At 39.6% G+C, this 21,372-nt stretch carries 14 protein-coding genes; 6 read left to right on the top strand and 8 right to left on the bottom strand.

Annotation, left to right across the window (positions count from 1 at the left end; translation table 11 throughout):
• The first annotated feature begins 233 nt into the window (after positions 1-233).
• The 4 genes from HWV02_RS10260 (at position 234) to HWV02_RS10245 (ending at position 8,688) form a co-directional block, all read left to right on the top strand.
• On the top strand, positions 234-2,147 hold the full coding sequence (locus HWV02_RS10260) for a methyl-accepting chemotaxis protein (protein WP_211690407.1): 1,914 nt from the start codon (positions 234-236) through the stop codon (positions 2,145-2,147).
• A 312-nt stretch (positions 2,148-2,459) separates the two neighbouring features.
• Positions 2,460-4,373, top strand: a complete 1,914-nt coding sequence (locus HWV02_RS10255) for a methyl-accepting chemotaxis protein (RefSeq protein WP_211690406.1) — start codon at positions 2,460-2,462, stop codon at positions 4,371-4,373.
• Positions 4,374-4,636: 263 nt separating this feature from the next.
• Positions 4,637-6,550, top strand: a complete 1,914-nt coding sequence (locus HWV02_RS10250) for a methyl-accepting chemotaxis protein (RefSeq protein ID WP_211690405.1) — start codon at positions 4,637-4,639, stop codon at positions 6,548-6,550.
• Between the two features lie 224 nt (positions 6,551-6,774).
• Entirely contained in the window at positions 6,775-8,688 is a 1,914-nt protein-coding gene (locus HWV02_RS10245) for a methyl-accepting chemotaxis protein (protein WP_211690404.1), read from the top strand.
• A gap of 127 nt (positions 8,689-8,815) precedes the next feature.
• On the opposite strand, the gene HWV02_RS10240 is transcribed toward HWV02_RS10245, so the two are convergent.
• The 4 genes from HWV02_RS10240 to HWV02_RS10225 all read right to left on the bottom strand — a co-directional run bounded on the left by HWV02_RS10240 (position 8,816) and on the right by HWV02_RS10225 (position 14,380).
• A complete protein-coding gene (locus tag HWV02_RS10240) occupies positions 8,816-10,279 on the bottom strand; it encodes a diaminobutyrate--2-oxoglutarate transaminase family protein (RefSeq protein WP_211690403.1) in 1,464 nt (487 codons plus the stop codon).
• A 53-nt stretch (positions 10,280-10,332) separates the two neighbouring features.
• Complete coding sequence (gene nspC, locus HWV02_RS10235; protein ID WP_211679549.1) at positions 10,333-11,496, bottom strand: carboxynorspermidine decarboxylase; 1,164 nt, start codon at positions 11,494-11,496, stop codon at positions 10,333-10,335.
• Positions 11,496-12,716, bottom strand: a complete 1,221-nt coding sequence (locus HWV02_RS10230; protein ID WP_211690402.1) for a carboxynorspermidine synthase — start codon at positions 12,714-12,716, stop codon at positions 11,496-11,498. Before HWV02_RS10230 ends, nspC begins: the two co-directional genes overlap by 1 nt.
• Positions 12,717-12,835: 119 nt before the next feature.
• Entirely contained in the window at positions 12,836-14,380 is a 1,545-nt protein-coding gene (locus HWV02_RS10225; RefSeq protein WP_211690401.1) for an aspartate aminotransferase family protein, read from the bottom strand.
• A 529-nt stretch (positions 14,381-14,909) separates the two neighbouring features.
• Here HWV02_RS10225 and HWV02_RS10220 point away from each other — a divergent pair.
• Complete coding sequence (locus tag HWV02_RS10220) at positions 14,910-15,548, top strand: M15 family metallopeptidase (RefSeq protein ID WP_211675229.1); 639 nt, start codon at positions 14,910-14,912, stop codon at positions 15,546-15,548.
• An 81-nt stretch (positions 15,549-15,629) separates the two neighbouring features.
• On the opposite strand, the gene HWV02_RS10215 is transcribed toward HWV02_RS10220, so the two are convergent.
• Together HWV02_RS10215 and HWV02_RS10210 are read right to left on the bottom strand one after the other, a co-directional pair.
• The gene (locus HWV02_RS10215; protein WP_211690400.1) at positions 15,630-16,088 is read right to left on the bottom strand and encodes a nuclear transport factor 2 family protein; all 459 of its coding nucleotides are present in this window, start codon (positions 16,086-16,088) and stop codon (positions 15,630-15,632) included.
• Positions 16,089-16,348: 260 nt separating this feature from the next.
• Positions 16,349-17,446 (bottom strand): RNA-guided endonuclease TnpB family protein, encoded by a 1,098-nt coding sequence (locus HWV02_RS10210; protein ID WP_211677026.1) that lies wholly within the window; start codon positions 17,444-17,446, stop codon positions 16,349-16,351.
• 436 nt (positions 17,447-17,882) lie between these two features.
• Between HWV02_RS10210 and sph the strand changes: the two genes are divergently transcribed.
• Positions 17,883-19,346 (top strand): sphingomyelin phosphodiesterase, encoded by a 1,464-nt coding sequence (gene sph / locus HWV02_RS10205; protein ID WP_211690399.1) that lies wholly within the window; start codon positions 17,883-17,885, stop codon positions 19,344-19,346.
• Positions 19,347-19,443: 97 nt separating this feature from the next.
• Here sph and HWV02_RS10200 read toward each other — a convergent pair whose 3' ends face one another.
• The gene (locus HWV02_RS10200; protein ID WP_211679543.1) at positions 19,444-19,890 is read right to left on the bottom strand and encodes a hypothetical protein; all 447 of its coding nucleotides are present in this window, start codon (positions 19,888-19,890) and stop codon (positions 19,444-19,446) included.
• Positions 19,891-19,903: 13 nt separating this feature from the next.
• Positions 19,904-21,229 (bottom strand): excinuclease ABC subunit B, encoded by a 1,326-nt coding sequence (locus tag HWV02_RS10195; RefSeq protein WP_211675225.1) that lies wholly within the window; start codon positions 21,227-21,229, stop codon positions 19,904-19,906.
• Between the last annotated feature and the right edge of the window lie 143 nt (positions 21,230-21,372).

Genomic DNA, 21,372 nt, shown 5'->3' with positions numbered 1-21,372 from the left:
ATCAAGATAAATAAGTTCATAACACTATTACCACCGACTTTACAGGTCATAAAATAATGATAATTACCATAATTACAAAATTAATAGGTAGTTAACCGCAATTAAAGTGATCTAGATACAGATTATAATATAAAGAAATATACAATAAAGAACCATATGGATATGGTACCTGCGGGCTATGTCTTCTACCCTTCTACTATCAATTAATACCGTTATGTAAGGATTAAGTTAACGTGAATTTTTTATCCAGTTTTAAAGGCCGTATCATTACAGTAGTGATATTACTCGTCATTTCCTCACTCGTGATATCGAGTTTTATTTCTTACCGACAATTATCTACTTCTATCGTAGGTAATATTGATAAATATTCACAGCTACAAGTCGATAGCACAGCCAACAAAATTAACAGTTGGTTTCAAGGCATCAAAAAAGGTTTAGCTGCAACAGCGCCTGATTTTGCAATCCCTCGTGATGATGAGCAATTATTACTCATGGTGAAACAAGTATTTCTCGCTACCGACGCAAATGATATTTTGGCTGCTTATGAAGACGGTAAAGCAATTACAGCCATAGACGGCAAGCTAAGTTTAGAAAGCTATGATCCACGTACTCGCGACTGGTATAAAGATGCAAAACAAAAAGGCGCTACAATCATTACCGGTATTTACAGTGATGCTACAACGGGCGGATTGATGATAAGTATTGCTGAACCCTTCTATTATAATGGCCAATTTTCAGGGGCATTATTAGCTGATATTCGCTTAGAAACAGTCAGTAACTTTATTAAGAATTCATCATTTGCAGATACCACGCTTAATTTATATGACATGACAGGCATGACCATCGCGTCAACAGATGATAGTCAAATCGTAGGTAAGCCGATGGACTCAGCCAATGCGACATTGACACCACTTAAAGACATGATCTCAAGTAACCAAGAAGGTACTTTCGAATTTAGCCAAGATAAGGCAACAACGCTTGCGTATTTCACGACATTAAACCTTAACGATACTATTTCTTGGAAAGTGGCTATCACAGTAGACAAGTCTTCTCATTTTATCGAGATTAAAGAAGGCTTAGACAGCGCACTTATCACTGGACTCATCCTCGTTATTCTGGCGTCTATGATTAGCTTATTGTCCCTAAACCGTTTATATCGCCCTATCCTCACGCTAAAAGAAACCATTGTAGATCTTGCTAATGGTAATGCTGATTTAACCCGCCGTATCAATGTTCAAAGTAATGATGACTTAGGTCTGATTGCAGACGCGGTGAATAAATTCACGCTTAATTTACAAGGGATGATGTTAGATATATCCCAATCAACAGAGTATATCTCAGACGGTATTGAAGCACTTCGTTCTCAGACAGTACACAATAATAATGTACTACTAGAGCATGCGGCTGAAACAGAACAGATTGTTGTTGCGATTACAGAGATGAGTTCAACAGCAGATAGCGTTGCTCAAAGTGCTGCTCAATCAGCAACTTTCACACAAAAATCAACAGATGAAGCAAGACGTTCGAAAGAAGTGGTTAAAGGTGCGGTATTCGGTGTTGCAGAGCTCGTTACAGAAGTTGATAAGATGGCATTGAACATTCAAACGATGAATGAAGATACCAATAAAATTAATTCAGTATTAAGTGTCATTGGAGAAATTGCAGACCAAACGAATTTACTCGCATTAAACGCCGCAATTGAAGCTGCTCGAGCAGGTGATCAAGGTCGTGGATTCGCAGTCGTCGCAGATGAAGTGCGTACATTAGCAGCTAGAACACAACAAAGTACCTCTGAAATTAACGATATGCTAACCCGCTTATGTAACGGTGCGGACTCTGTTGTGCAAGCAATGAAAACCACAAAAACGAGCTGCGAGCAGACAGCGGAAACAACTGAAAGTGTGAATGAAAGCCTAGATTCAATGACAGAGTCAGTACTTCAAATAAACGATCTTGGCATTCAAATCGCCACAGCGGCAGAAGAACAAAGCTCAGTAACGGAAGAAATTAATCGTAACATGACCGCGATTCAACATATGGTACAGCAATTAACAAGTAACAGTGAAAAGACACTCAATAGCACCCATGACTTAGCAAGTAGTAATACACAGCTAATGAGTATTGTTAGCCAGTTCAAACTGAAATAAATAAACCTTTAAGCAATGCGTTGAACCTTATTCAGCTTTGGAACAACGCATTAATTCATTGCTAACGTCCCCTAAAGCCACACACGTATCACCACTCTAAATCCCTCAAGACTCAATCTAACCCAAGGTATGCATTAATACTTAATGATTAGAGATGCTAAAATTTAGTGACTAAGATCAACTATTGGGCATTAAAAATGCGATGTCTATTTTCCCTGCCGATAAGCTAATAACAATGTAATTACGATAGTGTTGTCGCGTTATCATGCGCATTAACACTCCCGATACTAATGATTATAAGGATGTACCCACGTGAATTTCTTATCAAGTTTTAAAGGCCGGATAATTACAGTTATTATGTTACTGCTTATTACAACGCTAGCAATTTCGAATTTACTTTCTTATCGTCAAATGTCTTTATTAATTAAAGACGATATCGATAGCTACTCAACACTAAAAATACATAGCACGTCAGACAAAATAAACGCATGGTTTCAAACTATTAAAGATGGTTTAATCGGAACAGCTCCTGACTTTGCCAAACCGCATAACGAATACCAAATTAACTTAATGGTTCAACAGATTAATGCATCAACAAAAGCAACGGATATTCTTGTTGGGTTTGAAGATGGCAGCTCGTACAGTGCTATGACAGGCACTCGTTATGTCGCTGATTACGACCCTCGTTCTCGTGCTTGGTATGAAGACGCGAAACGTACAGGTACAACAATTATAACCCCGATGTATAAAGACGCACTGACTAATAATTTATTAGTGAGTATTGCTGAACCTTTCTATAAAGATGGGCAACTGGTCGGTGTATTACTTGCTGATATCGAGCTAAACATACTTGAAGATATCGTTAAATCATCAGCATCTGACCATGCGAGCACTAGCCTATTTGACGAGGCTGGCACTATAATCGCGTCAACAGATAAAATAGAAGATCCAGGAAAATCAAAACTTGCAGACAATAGTGCTCTAACAGAACTACAACAGACAATGCTAACAGGAGACGCTGGTAAGCTAACCCATCCCGTTAATGGCAAAGAAAAAATCAGCTATTTTGATTCAATTAAACTTGATAACCAGCTAAGCTGGCATATATTGGTAACGGTAGATAAAAAGGCTCACTACGCTGTGATCGCAGACAGCTTAGAGGATTCGCTTATCACTGCTATTATAATGACGCTTATTGTGACCTTGTTAATATTCATTTGTCTGAATAAACTCTACCAACCAATCATCGCACTGAAATCGACGGTTCAAGACCTAGCGCAAGGTAATGGCGATTTAACTCAGCGACTTGAAGTAACAAGTAAAGATGATTTAGGGCAGATTGCTGAAGCGGTAAATACCTTTATTGCTAATCTCCAAACAATCATGTTAGAAATATCGCAATCAACAACACATATTTCTAGCGGTATTGAGCAACTTAGATCCCATACAGAACACAATAATACCGTATTAATTGACCACGCAAGTGAAACAGATCAGGTCGTTGTCGCAGTAACAGAAATGAGTTCGACAGCTGACAGTGTGGCTCAAAGTGCTGCGCAAAGTGCAACCTTCACACAAAAATCAACCGATGAGGCACACCAATCTAAAACGGTCGTTCAAGGTGCAGTAAACGGAGTTGCAGACTTAGTAAATGAAGTTGAAGCAATGGCGTTAAACATTCAAACTATGAATGAAGATACTCACAAAATTAGCTCGGTATTAAGTGTGATTGGTGAAATTGCAGATCAAACTAACCTACTCGCGCTAAATGCTGCGATTGAAGCGGCACGTGCAGGTGAACAAGGTCGAGGCTTCGCGGTGGTTGCAGATGAAGTTAGAACGCTAGCCGCAAGAACCCAGCAAAGTACCTCAGAGATTAATGAGATGCTAACTCGCCTACGCAGTGGTGCTGATACCGTTGTAAAAGCCATGGATGCAACGAAATTGAGTTGTCAGCAAACCGCAGATACAACAGCAAGTGTGAATGAGAGTCTTGACTCTATGACGAATTCAGTTATGCAGATTAATGACCTCGGTATTCAAATTGCAACGGCGGCAGAAGAACAAAGCTCTGTAACAGAAGAGATAAACCGTAACATGACAATGATTCAAAGCATGGTTTCTCAGCTAACCGAAAATGGTGGAAAAACCATGGATAGTACACATACCCTGGCAAGTACGAACGATCAACTGCTTACCATTGTTGGACAGTTCAAGCTGCAATAATTTGATTTGATGTAGGCCTTCATCATTTTGAAGGTCTACCGATTTAATAATGGCCATTTAAAAATGATTATTGTTTAAAGCGCTTCTTACAATTGTAAGCCATCGTAAGTTTTCACTGAATTGTCGACACTAAGTATATACAACAAGTTATCTTATATATATCATCCGCTGACTATCACATACTAATTAACATTTATACAAAGTTAATACGTACTTTTAATCATTAAAATACACAAAATTATAATTTCAAAGGGTTTTATTTAATGGGCTTTATGGCGAGTTTTAAAGGAAGAATCATCTCGGTTGTTATTTTATTATTGATAACCTCACTGACAATTGCGAGTTATATTTCCTATAAGCAATTATCAAATTCAATGGTAAATAATATTGATCAATACTCAAAATTAAAAGTCCAGAGCACTACTGATAAAATTACCGACTGGTTTGAAACCATTAAAGATGCATTAACTCAGACGGCACCAAGTTTTACTATAACGAGAGACGATGAACAGACATTACGCATGGTGAAACAAGTTGCGAATGCCACTAAAGCTACTGATATAATTGTAGGTTATGAAGATGGGCGTACATTTAGCGCATTAGAGGGATTTATTCCATTATCTGTCTTAGATGCAAGAACAAGAGCTTGGTATAAAAGTGCACGCCAAAATCAAGCGACAGTAATCACCGACATTTATAAGCATGCTATCTCTGGTGAACTGCTCATCAGTATTGCCGAACCTTTTTATGAAGATGGCCAATTTAAAGGTGTACTATTAGCTGATATTAACTTAAATATGCTTAAAGATATGATCAACAAATCAGCATTTTTTGGAGCCACTACCAGTCTATATGACATCAATACGATGACAATCGCATCGACAGATGAACGAGAAGTCATTGGTAACAAAATGCAATCTTATAGTAGTGCTTATACAAGGCTTCAAAGAGAAATCTTTCAAAAAAATACGGGCTCATTTGAACTTGAAAACAATGGTGTAAACCAAATTGTTTACTATACAAGGCTACACTTAGATGATAAATCAAGCTGGAGAATTGTTGTTACCATTGATAAATCAGTGCTTTTCTTACCTGTTCAAAACAGCCTGAATAACTCAATCATAAGTAATGTATTACTTGTCATTCTTGCCTCGATTATTATATTTATCGCCCTTTCACGTTTATACCGACCTATCCTGGCTTTAAAAGCGACTGTTTATGACTTAGCACAAGGCGATGCAGACCTGACTCGACGCTTAGCGGTGAATAGCCGTGATGACCTCGGTCAAATTGCCGAATCAGTGAATGCGTTTGTCAGTAATTTACAACGTATGATGTTAGAGATATCAGAATCAACAGACCATATATCAATGGGTGTTGAGCAATTAAAAGCACAGACAGAGCGTAACAATTCAGTACTTATCGATCATGCAAGTGAAACAGACCAAGTGGTTGTTGCGGTAACAGAAATGAGCTCAACAGCAGATAGTGTTGCTCAAAGTGCCGCGCAATCTGCCACCTTCACTCAGCGAACAACTGACGATGCTCACAGCTCAAAAGCCGTTGTCGAAGGTGCTGTACATGGGGTAGCAGACTTAGTAAATGAAGTTGAAGCGATGGCGCTTAACATTCAAACAATGAATGAAGATACCCATAAGATCAGTTCAGTATTAAGTGTGATTGGCGAAATTGCAGACCAAACTAACCTACTTGCATTAAATGCTGCAATTGAAGCTGCGCGTGCAGGTGAGCAAGGTCGTGGCTTTGCCGTGGTTGCTGACGAAGTACGTACACTTGCAGCAAGAACTCAACAAAGTACATCTGAAATTAACGAGATGCTTACACGCTTACGCAACGGGGCCGATATGGTTGTACGTGCGATGGACATCACTAAAGCAAGCTGTCAACAAACAGCCGCAACGACAGCAAGTGTCAATGATAACCTCGATTCAATGACAGACTCTGTCATGCAAATTAATGATCTTGGCATCCAAATAGCAACCGCAGCTGAAGAACAAAGTTCGGTGACCGAAGAAATTAATCGTAATATGACGATGATCCAAAGCATGGTTAATCAACTTACTGAAAATGGCGAAAAGACCATGGATAGCACACGTAATCTAGCAAGTTGCAATGAACAGCTACTAGCTATTGTTGGCCAATTTAAACTAGAATAGCCACAATATAAAATATTTAACTTTGTGGCGTTTATAGCCACAAAGTTTTATATTGAATCATAATCAAGAACTTCACGCCAAAACTAACGTTACATAAGCTTACAAAACCCTACCGAAACCTTCATATGAATGATAGGATGTTCAAAAAATTGCCATAATCTGAATATATATTGGCAAATCAGTTGAATAGCAAGATTTCTAATCATTAAAGGGTATTTATTCACGTGGATTTTCTATCAAGTTTTAAAGGACGAATAATATCTGTCATTATTCTGCTCTTAATAATCACCTTAACTATTTCTAATTTCTTTTCTTATCGCCAATTATCTTCTTCAATGTCGAGTAATATCAACGATTACTCGGCATTAAAAGTAGATACCACATCGGCAAAAATCAACACTTGGTTTCAGACTATTAAAGAAGGTCTGATTGCGACTGCACCCGATTTTTCGAAAACGCGTAATGACGAGCAATTAAACCTCATGGTTCGACAAATCACCGCGGCGACAAAAGCCAGTGATATCGTAGTCGGTTTTGCAGACGGTCGTTCTTATGGCGCAGCAAGTGGCAAGCGAGATTTGGCAAGTTACGATCCTCGTACACGAGACTGGTATACCCTAGCACAGCAAAAACGCACCACGATCGTAACTGCAATGTATAAAGATGCGCTAACTAAACAATTACTTATCAGTATTGCTTCACCGTTTTATAAAAATGGTCAACTTGAAGGTGTATTGCTTGCCGATATCGAGTTAGGAGTGTTGAATGAGATGGTTCGTGCATCAGCATTTGCCAACGCGGTAACAAGCTTACACGATAACCAAGGCACCACAATCGCATCAACAGAGCAGATCCGTAATCCAGGACAAAGCAGGCTAGCTGATGACAGGGGTTATTCGCAACTACAACAAGAAATGCTAAACAAAGATGAAGGCGTAACAAACTTCACTGTTAATGGTGCTGATAAAGTAAGCTACTTTGAAAGCATCAAGTTAGATGACTCGATAAGCTGGCATTTACTCATCACAGTAGACCAATCTGCTCACTATGCAGCAGTACAAGCGCTATTAAAAGACAGCATACTCAGTGCCCTGCTCCTTATTCTCGTTGCATCCGCTATCGTATATGCCGCACTTAATCGATTATACCGTCCAATTCTGGCGTTAAAGTCAACGATTGTAGACCTTGCTCAAGGCAACGCTGATTTAACACAACGCTTAGCAGTAAACAGCAATGATGATTTGGGTCAGATTGCCGAGGCGGTAAATCGATTCGTAAGCAACTTACAAGAGATGATGTTAGAAATATCACAATCAACAGATCATATTTCCTCAGGAATTGAGCAACTGAGAACACAGACTGAGCACAATAATACAGTACTCATCGATCATGCGAGTGAAACAGACCAGGTTGTTGTCGCGATAACAGAAATGAGTTCAACCGCTGACAGCGTTGCCCAAAATGCGGCGCAATCTGCAACCTTTACTCAGCAATCTGCAGACGAGGCACATCAATCAAAAGCGGTTGTAGAAGGTGCTGTGCACGGGGTGGCAGACTTAGTTAATGAAGTTGAAGCAATGGCCCTGAACATTCAAACAATGAATGAAGACACCGATAGGATCAGTACTGTATTGAGTGTTATTGGTGAAATTGCAGACCAGACTAACTTACTGGCATTAAATGCCGCGATTGAAGCAGCACGTGCAGGTGAGCAAGGTCGTGGTTTTGCCGTTGTCGCTGATGAAGTGCGTACGCTAGCAGCACGCACACAACAAAGTACGTCTGAGATTAACGAAATGTTAGCCCGTCTACGTAACGGCGCAGACATGGTTGTTCGTGCGATGGACATCACCAAAGCCAGTTGTCAGCAAACAGCAACGACCACCGCAAGTGTTAATGACAACCTCGATTCAATGACCAATTCTGTCATGCAGATTAATGACCTAGGTATTCAGATCGCAACCGCAGCCGAAGAACAGAGTTCAGTAACGGAGGAAATCAACCGTAACATGACCATGATCCAAGGTATGGTTAATCAACTGACCGAAAACGGGGATAAAACCATGGACAGTACACGCAATCTAGCAAGTTCAAATGAACAATTAGTCGCTATTGTGGGTCAGTTTAAGCTGAGATAAGACGTTGTAAGTAACAAGCTAAACTACACAAACAAAAAAGGCCTTAAGCATTGTTTTATACAGTACTAAAGGCCTTTTTATTAAGTTGAAATGTTTGCGATACCTATTTAACCATTACCATTAAGCATTAACCAACTGAGTTAACCGCATCCGTTAAGATAGCGACAACCACATCAATCTCCTCAGCCAGGATAATCAGTGGCGGTAACATCCGAATAGTTGAACCAAAGCGGCCGCCTAATTCGATAATCAAACCTCGGCGTAATGCCGCTTGTTGAATACCTTTCGCACGTTGACCATCTTGCGGTAGATTACCTAACGCATCTCGTTCGCCATTAGGATCAACAATTTCGATACCTAACATCAAGCCACGGCCACGAACGTCACCGATAACATCACTTTCAATCGCTTCTAAGTCATGTTTTAACTTAGCGCCCATTGCACCCGCATGTAAGTGCAGTTGGTCTTGCGCAAGGTGACGCATCACCACCAACCCCGATGCCATAGCCAATTGATTACCACGGAATGTCCCCGCGTGTGCACCTGGTTCCCATTTATCAAAATCACTGTGATAAATGACTGCAGCTAATGGTTGGCCACCACCTAGAGCTTTAGATACCACGATCACATCAGGTTCGATATCTGCATGTTCAAAGGCAAATACTTTACCCGTACGCCCCATACCCGCTTGAATTTCATCAATGATAAGGACAATACCGTGACGTTTAGTAATATCACGTAAACCTTTAAGCCATGTTGGAGCTGCAGGTAATGAACCAGCTTCGCCCTGCACTGCTTCAACAATGATTGCAGCGGGTTTAGCAACACCCGACTCAGGATCTGTTAGCATAGTCTCTAGCTGATAAAGACTGGCTTTAATCCCTGTTTCACCTAATCCATAAGGACAGCGAGGTGCATACGGGAATGGCATGATTTGGACATCAGCCCCTGTCATACTCAATGCAGATTTAGGTCCTAAATTACCCATCATAGCTAACGCGCCATGCGTCATGCCATGATAAGCACCCGAAAATGCCAGTATAGAACGACGACCAGTGGCAATTTTAGCCAATTTTAATGCAGCTTCAACTGCATCTGAACCACAAGGGCTACACATTTGAATGCGTGCATGTTCAGCCATATTACCCGGTAGCAGATCCAATAATTGCGTCATAAACTGATCTTTAACAGGTGTCATCAGATCTAACGTTTGCATTGGTACTTCTGATTGCACAGCTTGTATCAAAGCTTCTGTCACATCGGGGTGACTATGACCCAGTGCTAACGTACCAGCAGCAGCTAAACAATCAATAAAAATCTGTTGTTCAGTATCTTCAACAAAGATACCTTGCCCGCGTTTTAACGCAAATGGCAAACGACGCGGATAACTGCGTGCATTTGATTCACGCTGTTCTTGGCGTTGTAAATAGCTATTAGTCGCTAGCACACGTGCTGGCTGACTCAGAAACGAAGCAAGATTTAACACAGCGGGCGTTTGTGGACGCATCACTGACTCATCATTATTCATTTCTGTCACATAATTTAAAACTTCGCTCACGTCGTTTCCAACCTTCTCTGATCTTTTATTCATAATTGCCACCTTGTGAAAGGTATCAGTCATATTGTTACTTACATTCGGCAAGATTAATCTTGACCCAACGTGGCCTTGAAATCCTGATAATCAAATTGATTCAAGGTTTCTATTTTACCTTCAACACGCGTCCCATTAACGTCATCGCTAGCAATACGCTTGTAGTAGATACTTGGCATTTTAAGGCCATTAAACCAGTTCAGTTTCACCATGGTGTAACCCGCTGAATCCTTAATAGTTAAACGATCACCGACTTGTAATGGCTGTGGAAAATTGGCCTCACCAAATATATCCCCCGCCAGACATGAACAGCTGCCAATAATGTAAGGATGTTCGCCATCTTCTCTTGCTTCAGCAAAACTCGCAGGCTCATTATAGATTAGGGTATCTAAACGATGTGCTTCAGTTGCACTGTCTACAATCGCGGTTTTTTTATCATTTTCAACAACATCTAATACCGACACAACTAGATCTGTCGTATCAGTAATAACCGCTTCACCCGGTTCCAAATAAAGCTGTACTTGGTGCTTCTCAGCAAAGGCTTTAAGCGCTAATGCTAAGTCCGCCACAGGGTAACCCGGATAAGTAAAGAACAAACCACCGCCTAAACTAACCCAAGATACTTGATCTAAGTGCGCAGAAAACTGCTCTGAAATTGTGTTCAGGATAGCGTTATAAGCAACAAAATCCTTATTTTCACAATTCATGTGGAACATCAAACCATCAAGTTTAGACACTGTTTCAACAGTAAGACCCGCTTGTTTAACGCCTAAACGAGAATAAGCGCGTGCAGGATCAGCAAGATCTTGTCCCGCATAACTCACTTCAGGGTTAATACGCAGACCAACGCTGCTCGCTGCGTTAAGCAAAGGCAGCATGCGTTCGAGTTGTGATACCGAGTTAAAAATGATTTTATCGGCAATATCACGCACAGAAATCACGTCATCTTCGCTGTAACCTACACTATAAGCATGTGTTTCACCGGGAAATGTTTCGTGACCGAGCTTTACTTCGTACGGTCCACTGCTGGTTGTACCGTCTAAATATTTACTAATGGTGTCGAAGGTTCCCCATGTCGAGAAACACTTCAACGCCAACACCAGTTTCACGCCAGAAAAATCTTTTAACTGCTTGCAGATCTCAAGATTACGCAACAGTTTATCTTCGTGGATCATGAAATACGGTGTTTTCAGGTTCGTTACTTCAGTCGTCGACATTACTCGCAATCCAACTCTTGAACTTCCCACGTTAGACCAATGCGTGGCATCAATTCTAAGAAGTCATCTGGATTAAGCTGCTCTACATTGAACAAACCAGCATCGCTCCACTTACCTTGGAAATAAAGTAGTGCGGCAGTGATTGCAGGAACACCCGTTGTGTAAGAAATCGCTTGGTGCTCAACTTCTTTGTAGGCTTCTTCGTGATCACAGATGTTGTAAACGAATACGCTACGCGGCTTGCCAGCTTTCGTACCACGTACCCATGTACCGATACAGGTTTTACCTGTGTAACCAGCAGCAAGTGATGTTGGATCCGGTAAGATCGCTTTCAATACTTTCAGTGGTTCAACCGTAATACCATCCGTTGTCGTTACTGGTATTTGGCTTAATAAACCAATGTCACGCATTACGTTAAAATAGTTTAGGTAGTTATCAGAGAAACCCATCCAGAATTCAATGCGTTTAGCAGGAATGAATTCTGCTAATGAACGTACTTCATCGTGCGCCATTGAATACACTTTTTGTTGACCAACAACTGGGAAATCAAATTCCATTACACGGCTGTGGCAAGGCACTTGATGCCATTCTTTGTTTTCAAAGTAGAATGAATCACCTAAGATCTCTAACATGTTTGTTTCTGGATCGAAGTTAGTTGCAAAGCGTTGACCGTGATCACCCGCGTTTACATCCATAACGTCAATGCTATCGATTTCGTCAAACAAGTGCTTATAAGCATACGTTGCAAATACGCTTACTACACCTGGATCAAAACCTGCACCAAGAATACCTGTGATATCGGCTTTTTCGAAGTCGTCACGGAATGCCCATTGTGGATCATAAGCCTCAGGTACTTGCTGACCTTCACTGCATAAATCCGTTGCAACAGATGTATCAAGGTAAGCCGTTTTAGTTGCTACACACGCAGCCATAATTGCCACGTTAACCCATGGAGGACCGGCATTGATTACAAGATCCGGATTCACTTCTTCAATCAGTGCAATTAGACAATCTTTGTTATCAACGTTGATTTCACGTGATACTAAGCTGCGAGTCTTGTCTTTTAAGTTGTCGCGATGATGAACACTTGTGATGATCTTGTCACATTTAGCGATTGTACGTGAAGCGATTGTGATATCACCAAACACGTCATTGTTTTGAGCACATTTATGCGCAATAACCCAACCAACACCACCAGCACCAATTTGTAATACAGACATATCTATTCCTTAAACTTATTCTTTATTGTTATTTTATAAATGGCTGATCTATTCGAAACAGATCAACCACTGTTATATTTATTGCTATAAACGCTAAGCTAGCGTTATTTGATATAGCTCTAATTGATATAACTTTGAAGTTCAGCAAAATCAGCGATCTTACTAAGCAGTCCTTCAAAATCACTTAACTGCAAGCATGGGTTCAAAATTGTCAGCTTTAGGCAGGTATAACCATTAATTTTGGTTTCGCCTAATACAGCCTGCCCTGCAGTTAACAGGTCTAAGCGTAAACGCTGATTGATCATGCTGATTTCTTCTTCATGCTCAATGCTTACATCACTGTTTGTAGATAAATGGTTATATCTAAATAATACAGTGCTTAATTGCGGTTGCGCCAACAGTTCAAACTTATCTGTCGCTGTCACTAACCCGCCTACATCTTGCGTTAAGCTGATTAGGTGATCGTACATCGCACCAAATTTATCAGTCCCTAACGCTTGCATAGACATCAACAGTTTCAACGCATCAAAACGTTTTGTTGTCGCAATTGATTTATCCACCAAGTTTGGTAGTTCGTCAGTTTCACGATTAAGATAGTCCGCATGATGCAGCAGATATTTGAAGTTGTGGTTATCACGAATCAATAATGCGCCACAGCTAATCGGTTGGAAAAACAACTTGTGGAAGTCAGTACTGATCGAATCGGCTAGCTCAATACCAGCCAGACGCTCTTTGTGTGAGCTTAGGATCAATGCGCCGCCATAAGCACCATCAACGTGGAACCACATATTATGCTGCTCGCTGATAGCCGCAATCGCTCGCAGATCATCAATCGCACCAAGGTCTGTCGTACCCGCCGTACCAACTACACAGAATGGGATCAAGTCTTGCGACTCTAGATCTACAATCGTTGCAGTGAGTGCGTTAATATCTAAACAACCAAACTCGTCGGTCTCCACAGTAACCACTGCACGCTCGCCAAGTCCCATTAGGGATGCTGATTTTTGCACGGTAAAATGACTTGTTTGTGAGCACAGGATACGGAGCTTTTTCGCGTAACTTGGTAAACCGTCTTTTTGCACACTTTCACCTGAGATTTGTTCTACGGCACGGTCACGTGCCAATAACAGACCCATTAAGTTACTTTGCGTACCACCACTGGTAAAAACACCATCAGCGCCATTGCTTGTTGCTGACTGCTCAAGGTTATAACCGAATAACTCACACAACCAATCTGTCATTTTTTGTTCTACGTAGGTAGCAGAAGACGCTTGGTCCCATGAATCCATTGATTGATTTAATGCCGATATAATCGTTTCAGCAGCCAGTGCAGGGATTAACGGTGGCGTGTGTAAATGCGCAATACAATGCGGGTGTTGCACGATAATTGAGTTTTTACCAATGAGGTTAACATTGTTAGAAATGATTTCAGCCAAGGGGGCAATCGGCGACTTACCAATTGGCATCGCCATGATTTTTGCATTTAACTGCGCAGGTTCAAGCCCTGAATACGGTGCGTCAACAGCAGTAAACATCGCTGATAATTCGCGTGCAGAATGCTCGATAGCGTTAAGATAATGCGGTTGTGCTTTAGGATCAAGATGTACGAATACATCAGACCAATCACTGTTGTGATTTGAGTTTTGGTTTGAGTTTTTCATCATTCTTCAAATTTTAAATAAAAAAATGCATATTCGAATGTTTAATCGCCTAAAAACGTTTTAATCACGCTAAAGACAAGAGTTTAAACAAGCGAACAGATAGCTGCGTTGAGCAACAGATAGAAAATGCTAAATTTTAGGCAAAGCGGTAAAGCGCTCGCGCTAATCAGAGATCAGAAGTACGGTAGGGAAATACGAAATGTGTGATTAATGATTTGTATCACTGTATTTTAAAGTCCATATAAAAACAAAATAACAAAATAATCGAGGTGCTCGATTTAATGGCGACAATGTAATTTAAATGTAATTTAGATGCAAGTGTTTTATGTCACGGTTATTATAAATTAATCTGTAAATACAAGATCATTTGGTGATAACAACCAGTTTGATAACAAAGCATATACATATTTAGACAGCTTAACACTACTGTTTATTTAAGATAATATAGCCCGTATATTGATGTGCGTGGCATTAAATAAGATTACTCGCTACCAAATTTGGCGTTATACGCTCGTATCTAGGAATAAAATTGATGACGAATATTGTTTTTGAACAAATACCAATACAAGAAAACGGTGAACCTCTGCTCTGCCTTGCCGAACTCGGCTTCATCCTTGAACCAGCCTATTTCAATATGGGCCTTTCAGATGACCCAAATCTCTATGCTAGAGAAAGCGTTGTAAACAAATTGATACAGATTAGTAACCGCCTAGGAGAATACCGTTTCAAAATTTGGGATCCTTGGAGATCAAGAGAAGTCCAAAATAATATTTATAAAAAATATTGGTCAGAGCTCAGCACAGAGCACCCCGAATGGGATGAGGATCAACTGAAGGAGGAAGTTGGAAAGTTTGTCACTGTTCCAGATAATCCTGAACGCGTTCCACCTCATGCGACTGGTGGTTCTGTTGATCTGACATTAGTTGACTTAGATGGAAACGAACTTGATATGGGGACTTGCTTCGATCACTTCGGAGCTGAAGCTGCAACGCTTTACTACGAAGAAGATGGAAGAGATATAGCGATAAGAGATAATCGCCGACTGTTGCGCCAGGCTATGGAAAGTGCAGGCTTTCGATCTGACGAAGATGAATGGTGGCATTTCGATTACGGAAATCAGCTCTGGGCAGCTCAGTTTGGTTATAGCTTTGCTATTTATGGCGAAAAATAAGCTTTCGTTTTCCACACCCCATTCCGATTAATATGGGGTGTAGAACGAAGGTAACAACATGACGCAATATGACGCTATCGTTTACGGCGCAGCTGAACTCTGACTTTCTAAAGGTGAGATATCTATGTATATATTAACAGCTCTCACCTTGTTATCACTGTCATAGATAAACGTATCGACAAATGGGATAGACACTTGTCTATTATCTTTTGTGGTATAAGTCACAACCCCCTCTGCTGCTACATTACATTCATCTATCCAGATACGCTGCAACTTGTGACTCATCCCTTTAACAGAGCTAAAGAAATCTTTTTGTGCTTTGCGAATAGCCTCTCGCCCTTTAGAAGCGGGCCAATTAGCAAATTTAAACGTTGAATCATCAGTTATAACGGCTTGATACGTCTCAAGGTCTATACGTGCAGCATCAATCGCGGTAAAGGTGTCATACACAGTACTTTTAATAATGTTGCATTGATTCGCTGCTACGGCCGGAAAACTCAAAGCCGATACCAAGCAAATAATACCGATTTTTTTTATCATAATGTTCTCCTTAACCCTTCGCACTCTCGTGTTTAATTATTTTAATGAGTCTAGTTTAAGCGCAGGATTAGGGCAAATAGTAATGTTAGATAGCGTATTGAGCAGAGATTTTTTATCTCAAACATCTTGAAGCTCACCCAGCTAAAGCAAGGTGATTCTTGTCGTCAACGGTTTAAGCATTGTGATATTAAATCACTTTAGACTTCTAAAACCTCTTACAAGCATTTAATGTGTCGGTACTACCTACCGCCACAAATTATTTAAGCTGCTATCCTCAACCCTTCATTGTGAATATTGATAGCAGCGTTATGATCTCTGTCATGAGTTGCACCACACGAACAAGACCAGTTTCTTATCGCTAATGACCACTCACCTGAATACAGCGAGCCACATTCATTACACATCTTTGACGATGGGAACCACTGGCTAATAGCTGATACTTTACGCCCGTACCAATCCGCTTTATATTCTAATTGCCTTACTATTTCACCGAAATTAGCATCGTGGATATGTTTAGATAGCTTACGGTTCTTAACCATATTTTTGACTTTCAATGACTCGATCCCTATCACTTGGTTTTCGTTTATAAGTGTCGTCGTCATTTTATGGGTAAAGTCTTTACGGCAATTTGCTATCTTTTCGTGAATCTTAGCAAGGGTCAATTTTTGTTTATTGAAGTTGTTAGAGCCTTTTTTCATTTTGGCTAATCTGCGTGATGCCTTGGCGAGTTTTTTCGCGTATTTATTGGTTAATCGTGGATTATTGAACTTTGTTCCGTCCGAACAAATCGCTAAGTCTTTAATACCGACATCAACACCGACGGTCTTATTCACGACTGGTAGCTGCTTAACATCTTCTTTTACAAGCATTGATACAAAATATTTACCTGATGTTGTCTTTGATACCGTTAATGAGCTGGGTGTACCAGTAAACGGCCGTGACCATTTAATCTTTAATGCTTGCTTCATTTTGGCGAGTATTAGTAATTGCTTGTCCGCGCTCCATTTGAAGCCGTTACTCATATAGCTAGCAGATTGATTACCGTGTTTATGTTTAAACTTAGGATAACCAAAACCTGATTTAAAAAATGACTTAAAGCCTTTATCGAGATGCTTTAGTGATTGTTGCAATGGCACGCTAGAAACAGCTTTCAACCATGAAAAGTTGGGATTTTTTTTAAGCTGAGTGAGGTTTTTACTCCAATCGTTATAATTGGTTTTATTACCCAATTCGTATTGCGCTTTAGAGAAGCCAAGCGCTGAATTGTAAGCGAAACGAACACAACCAAATGTATGAGCAAGTATTGTTACCTGCTCATTGTTTGGGTAGAACCTGTATTTATACGCAATAAGTTTCAATTTTCAGCACCTTACATGACTGTATATATATACAACACTAAGTTCTAAACTTAGACTCTATGTGCAAATATGTCAATATTAGTAACAAAAAAAAGTGCTTATTGCTACGCAATAATGACTTACATCACCGCCCTAAAGGACAGTGTTTTTCGTCAAAGGTGATAAAAGATATAAATACATCTTTGATTAAAATTTCATACCCGGTTAATTCTCAAATATGATAATAAGATAAAATAACTAAATATGCCCTTTATGCTCAGTTATTTTCACGCATACCCATTCTCATAAAGTCTTCATAAATAGATTAAATCAGAACCACTTAACACTATAATTATTATAATAAATATTTGATGTTTTTATATGAATACCCGTATGTAAGTTATAAGTGCTGTATGACACTATTGAAATACAATAAAATAATAAACGATGGACTCAAGTGAATATTAAACATCTAATTTTAGCTGCACCTATACTAACAAGCTCGATGATTAACGCCGAGGAATACACGGCTCCACCTAAAATAATGAGTTATAACGTGTATATGCTCTCAAGCACACTATTTCATACCAGCCAAACGAAAAGAGCGGAACTTCTTACACAATCCAACATTTTTGACATCACAGATATTGTTTCTTTTAACGAAGCATTTGATAATGAAAGTAGTCAAATTATCTCTGATGGATTAAAAGAACGCTTCCCTTATTACACCCCTGTTCTAGGTCGACAAATAAATGGTTGGGACAACACAGACGGAAGTTGGAGTCCGTCAACCCCCGAAGATGGCGGTGTATTTATGATGAGCCGTTATCCGATAATGTACAAAGCACAGCATATATTTTCCAATGCTTGTGGCGCAGACGGTCTATCTCAAAAAGGTTTTGTTTACATCAAAATTAAGAAAGATAATAAGTTATTCCATATTATCGCCACACACGTACAGGCAGATGATCCCGGTTGCTCAAATCCAGCCTCTATACGAGCTCAACAATTCGAAGAAATTACCCAGTATATCGCCCAACAAAACATCCCGAATAATGAAATGGTCATCATTGCAGGCGATTTGAATGTAGTCAAAAATTCAACTGAATTTAATTCAATGTTATTAGCTTTAAACAGCTCTGAACCCGACAGTTTTGCTGGTGCTGACTATTCATGGGATCCAACTGTGAATGCGTTAGCATACGACAGTTATCCCAACCTAAAAGGTCAATTACTCGACTATATCTTGGTTGAAAAGAATCACCAACAACCTCAATTTTGGCACAACCAAATACTCGATGTGATATCACCGAAAGTAGAAATATCGGGCACACTTGACAAATATTATGCTTATGAATACTCAGATCATTTCCCTGTAACCGCTTTTGAATATGCTGATAACACGACACTAGCCCAAAGCTTTAGACCAAGCAACACACCGTACAACAATATCAAAATTGAACACGTAGATACGGGTAGTTACGTTAAAGCTGATACTGAGCAGTGGATCACAACCGCCGATATGAATAATCCGTTATCGATAGAATTTAAACTTGATACTTGGATACCTAAAAATGCATTTTGCGTACATGATGATGATTACATCCAACTATCACTCACAGGTAACTATTCGAATTACTTTTGGAATTGGAATTTGTCGGGTTATTACTACGCACGAGAAAATAATGCCGCTGATTACTTAAAAATACGACGTAAAAGCCCGCAAAGCGGCTGTATCAAAGATGGTGATGAAATCTATATGTATGATCATTCAGAATTAGGACCTGATGAGTACCTACTACCCGATGGACACGGATGGATGATTTCAGCAACAATGCCATTTAAAAACGATGGTCTATTTGTAATAGAAATGCCTGAAGCTACCTACACAGATTGGTCGCATGAACTGTATTACCGTTAGTCAATAAACAAAAGGTGACGGTGAAGTTTATAATTTGAAGGCGTTGAATAAAAAAACCACTGCTAAGCAGTGGTTAGAAGTACAGTTAAATTATAACTTAGTTAATATGTTTTGAGATCACACTAGATAACACAGTAGCAACTTTCATATCAGCTGTATCTTTACCGACATTATAAGTATTAATTTCTCTTGTTTTTAAATCATGAATATTACTAATTGCAATAACATCACGTTGAACACCAAAACCAAAAAGGTCAATCATTAATGTTTTATTGTTTGATTTATCACCAATGATAACAATAGCGTTATACGCAGATAACATCTTTTTAGTCAGTTGATCAGCTTTAGTAATATTACTATCAATAAATAAGATGTCGGCATTAACAACACCCCGGCTTCTGGGCTTACCTTGCTCAAGCTGTAATTGTTGCATAGCAAGAAAAACACCATTATTTTGAGCGCTAACAGAATCTAAACTTGATGCATTCACGCCAGATGTAAGTAGTAGCATGCCTACAGCAATAGTATTTTTAAATAAATTCATCTCGATCACCCTATTATAATAATGTTTCTTTTTTAAGACGGAATGTTTGACCTTTTTGGTCAGTTGTACATTCTGTAGCAACCACAACACCGTAATCAGCATCCGCTATTTTTGTATCTTCGTCTGCAATATCCCAATTAGAGCCATACATATTTAAATGTGTACGAGCAATTTTAAGTGAATTACCAAAAATAAGGTTTTGCGACGTACAAGAACTAGAATCCTCTGTGTAATTCTCTTGCCATGCTTCATAACTTGTTAAAGGATAGCTACGATAAAGGTCTTCACCCCAAATTTCTGCCGCATTGACAACACGATTCCAGCCATCATTACTAGCCTGATAATCTTCAGCAGCTGCCCCTAACGCAAGAGTATTGATTTTTTGCGTAACAGCAGTACCAATGTCATTACCTTGACCTACAGATTTCAGCGTCAATACATTATGTGTTTGAGATGAGGATGTCGTTTGATCGAATCCAAAACCAACGCCTAAACCAGCAGAAGGTCCATCTGATTTACTCGCCTGAAAATCACCAGTAATATTAAAGCTGAAAGAGGTACTATTAGCAATATCAACCGTATTTCCAGCCGCATTGGTTGATGATGGAAATGTTTCAGTACCAATTAACTGGTTCCCAAACCCCTTCCCTTGAGGAATACAGCTTGCATTTATAGCACCATCACCGCATGTGTCAGCTAAATATTTCCAAGTTAAACGCTCAATTTCCGAGTCGTCATTAGTCTCTTGCATAGCTTTAAATTCCGCCGAGGCATATGCAGATTCACCAGCAATATAATTAAACTGAGAATTACCATGGAAAACTTGCCCAATATATCCTTCCCGGTACCAAAAGAATGGAAGAACATTTTCGTCATACCAACTTATTTCACCACCGTAATTAACAGTCTGTTTTGATACATCGACAGAACCATCAACAATAACGACATAGTCTGTTTTATTCGATTGCGAAAACATTAATAAGTCGATGGTACGGGCAACATCAAGTTGCTCCGTAACAGGGTAACTATTGCTGCCATCTTGGTAAGCGCCATTAACAGTCGTCAAATAGTATGTATCTTCAATTTGACCATCAGTAAACCGTACGGCTTGGCATAGGTTGCTAATATGTCCAGCACCTTCAGTCTGACTAAGTACACTATTAATATACTTGACTTTCTGATTGAAAACATCGCATGCAGTTCTTGGGTCTTTATATGCTTGAAATTGATCAGCACCGTGGAAATAAGCATCATCAATACCATCAATTGGACTTGCATTAGCTAAACCAGATGCAACGAATAGAGCTGCATAGCTCATTTTAAAATATTTTTTATTCATGAAATTCCTTTCCTTGTATATCACTATAAAAAGATCGTAATTAAACACAGTTAGTTAATGTTAAGTACTTGTCTACCTAGCGTTAATAGCTGACATTTAACACTCATGAAAGTTAACATTTAAGATCTAAATAAGCATAAAAA

The sequence above is a fragment of the Moritella sp. 28 genome (assembly GCF_018219435.1).
Classification (GTDB): Bacteria; Pseudomonadota; Gammaproteobacteria; order Enterobacterales; family Moritellaceae; genus Moritella.
Note: the sequence above shows the minus strand (reverse complement) of the source record. Positions and strands in the feature narration are given on the sequence as shown.

What these genes read in the sequence shown, in the direction of transcription:
- nspC (WP_211679549.1), bottom strand. Translation starts at nt 11,496, where the DNA reads ATGTCGACGACTGAAGTAACGAACCTGAAAACACCGTATTTCATGATC.
- HWV02_RS10225 (WP_211690401.1), bottom strand. Translation starts at nt 14,380, where the DNA reads ATGATGAAAAACTCAAACCAAAACTCAAATCACAACAGTGATTGGTCT.
- HWV02_RS10220 (WP_211675229.1), top strand. Translation starts at nt 14,910, where the DNA reads ATGACGAATATTGTTTTTGAACAAATACCAATACAAGAAAACGGTGAA.
- HWV02_RS10195 (WP_211675225.1), bottom strand. Translation starts at nt 21,229, where the DNA reads ATGAATAAAAAATATTTTAAAATGAGCTATGCAGCTCTATTCGTTGCA.
- HWV02_RS10250 (WP_211690405.1), top strand. Translation starts at nt 4,637, where the DNA reads ATGGGCTTTATGGCGAGTTTTAAAGGAAGAATCATCTCGGTTGTTATT.
- HWV02_RS10230 (WP_211690402.1), bottom strand. Translation starts at nt 12,716, where the DNA reads ATGTCTGTATTACAAATTGGTGCTGGTGGTGTTGGTTGGGTTATTGCG.
- HWV02_RS10200 (WP_211679543.1), bottom strand. Translation starts at nt 19,890, where the DNA reads ATGAATTTATTTAAAAATACTATTGCTGTAGGCATGCTACTACTTACA.
- HWV02_RS10240 (WP_211690403.1), bottom strand. Translation starts at nt 10,279, where the DNA reads ATGAATAAAAGATCAGAGAAGGTTGGAAACGACGTGAGCGAAGTTTTA.
- HWV02_RS10215 (WP_211690400.1), bottom strand. Translation starts at nt 16,088, where the DNA reads ATGATAAAAAAAATCGGTATTATTTGCTTGGTATCGGCTTTGAGTTTT.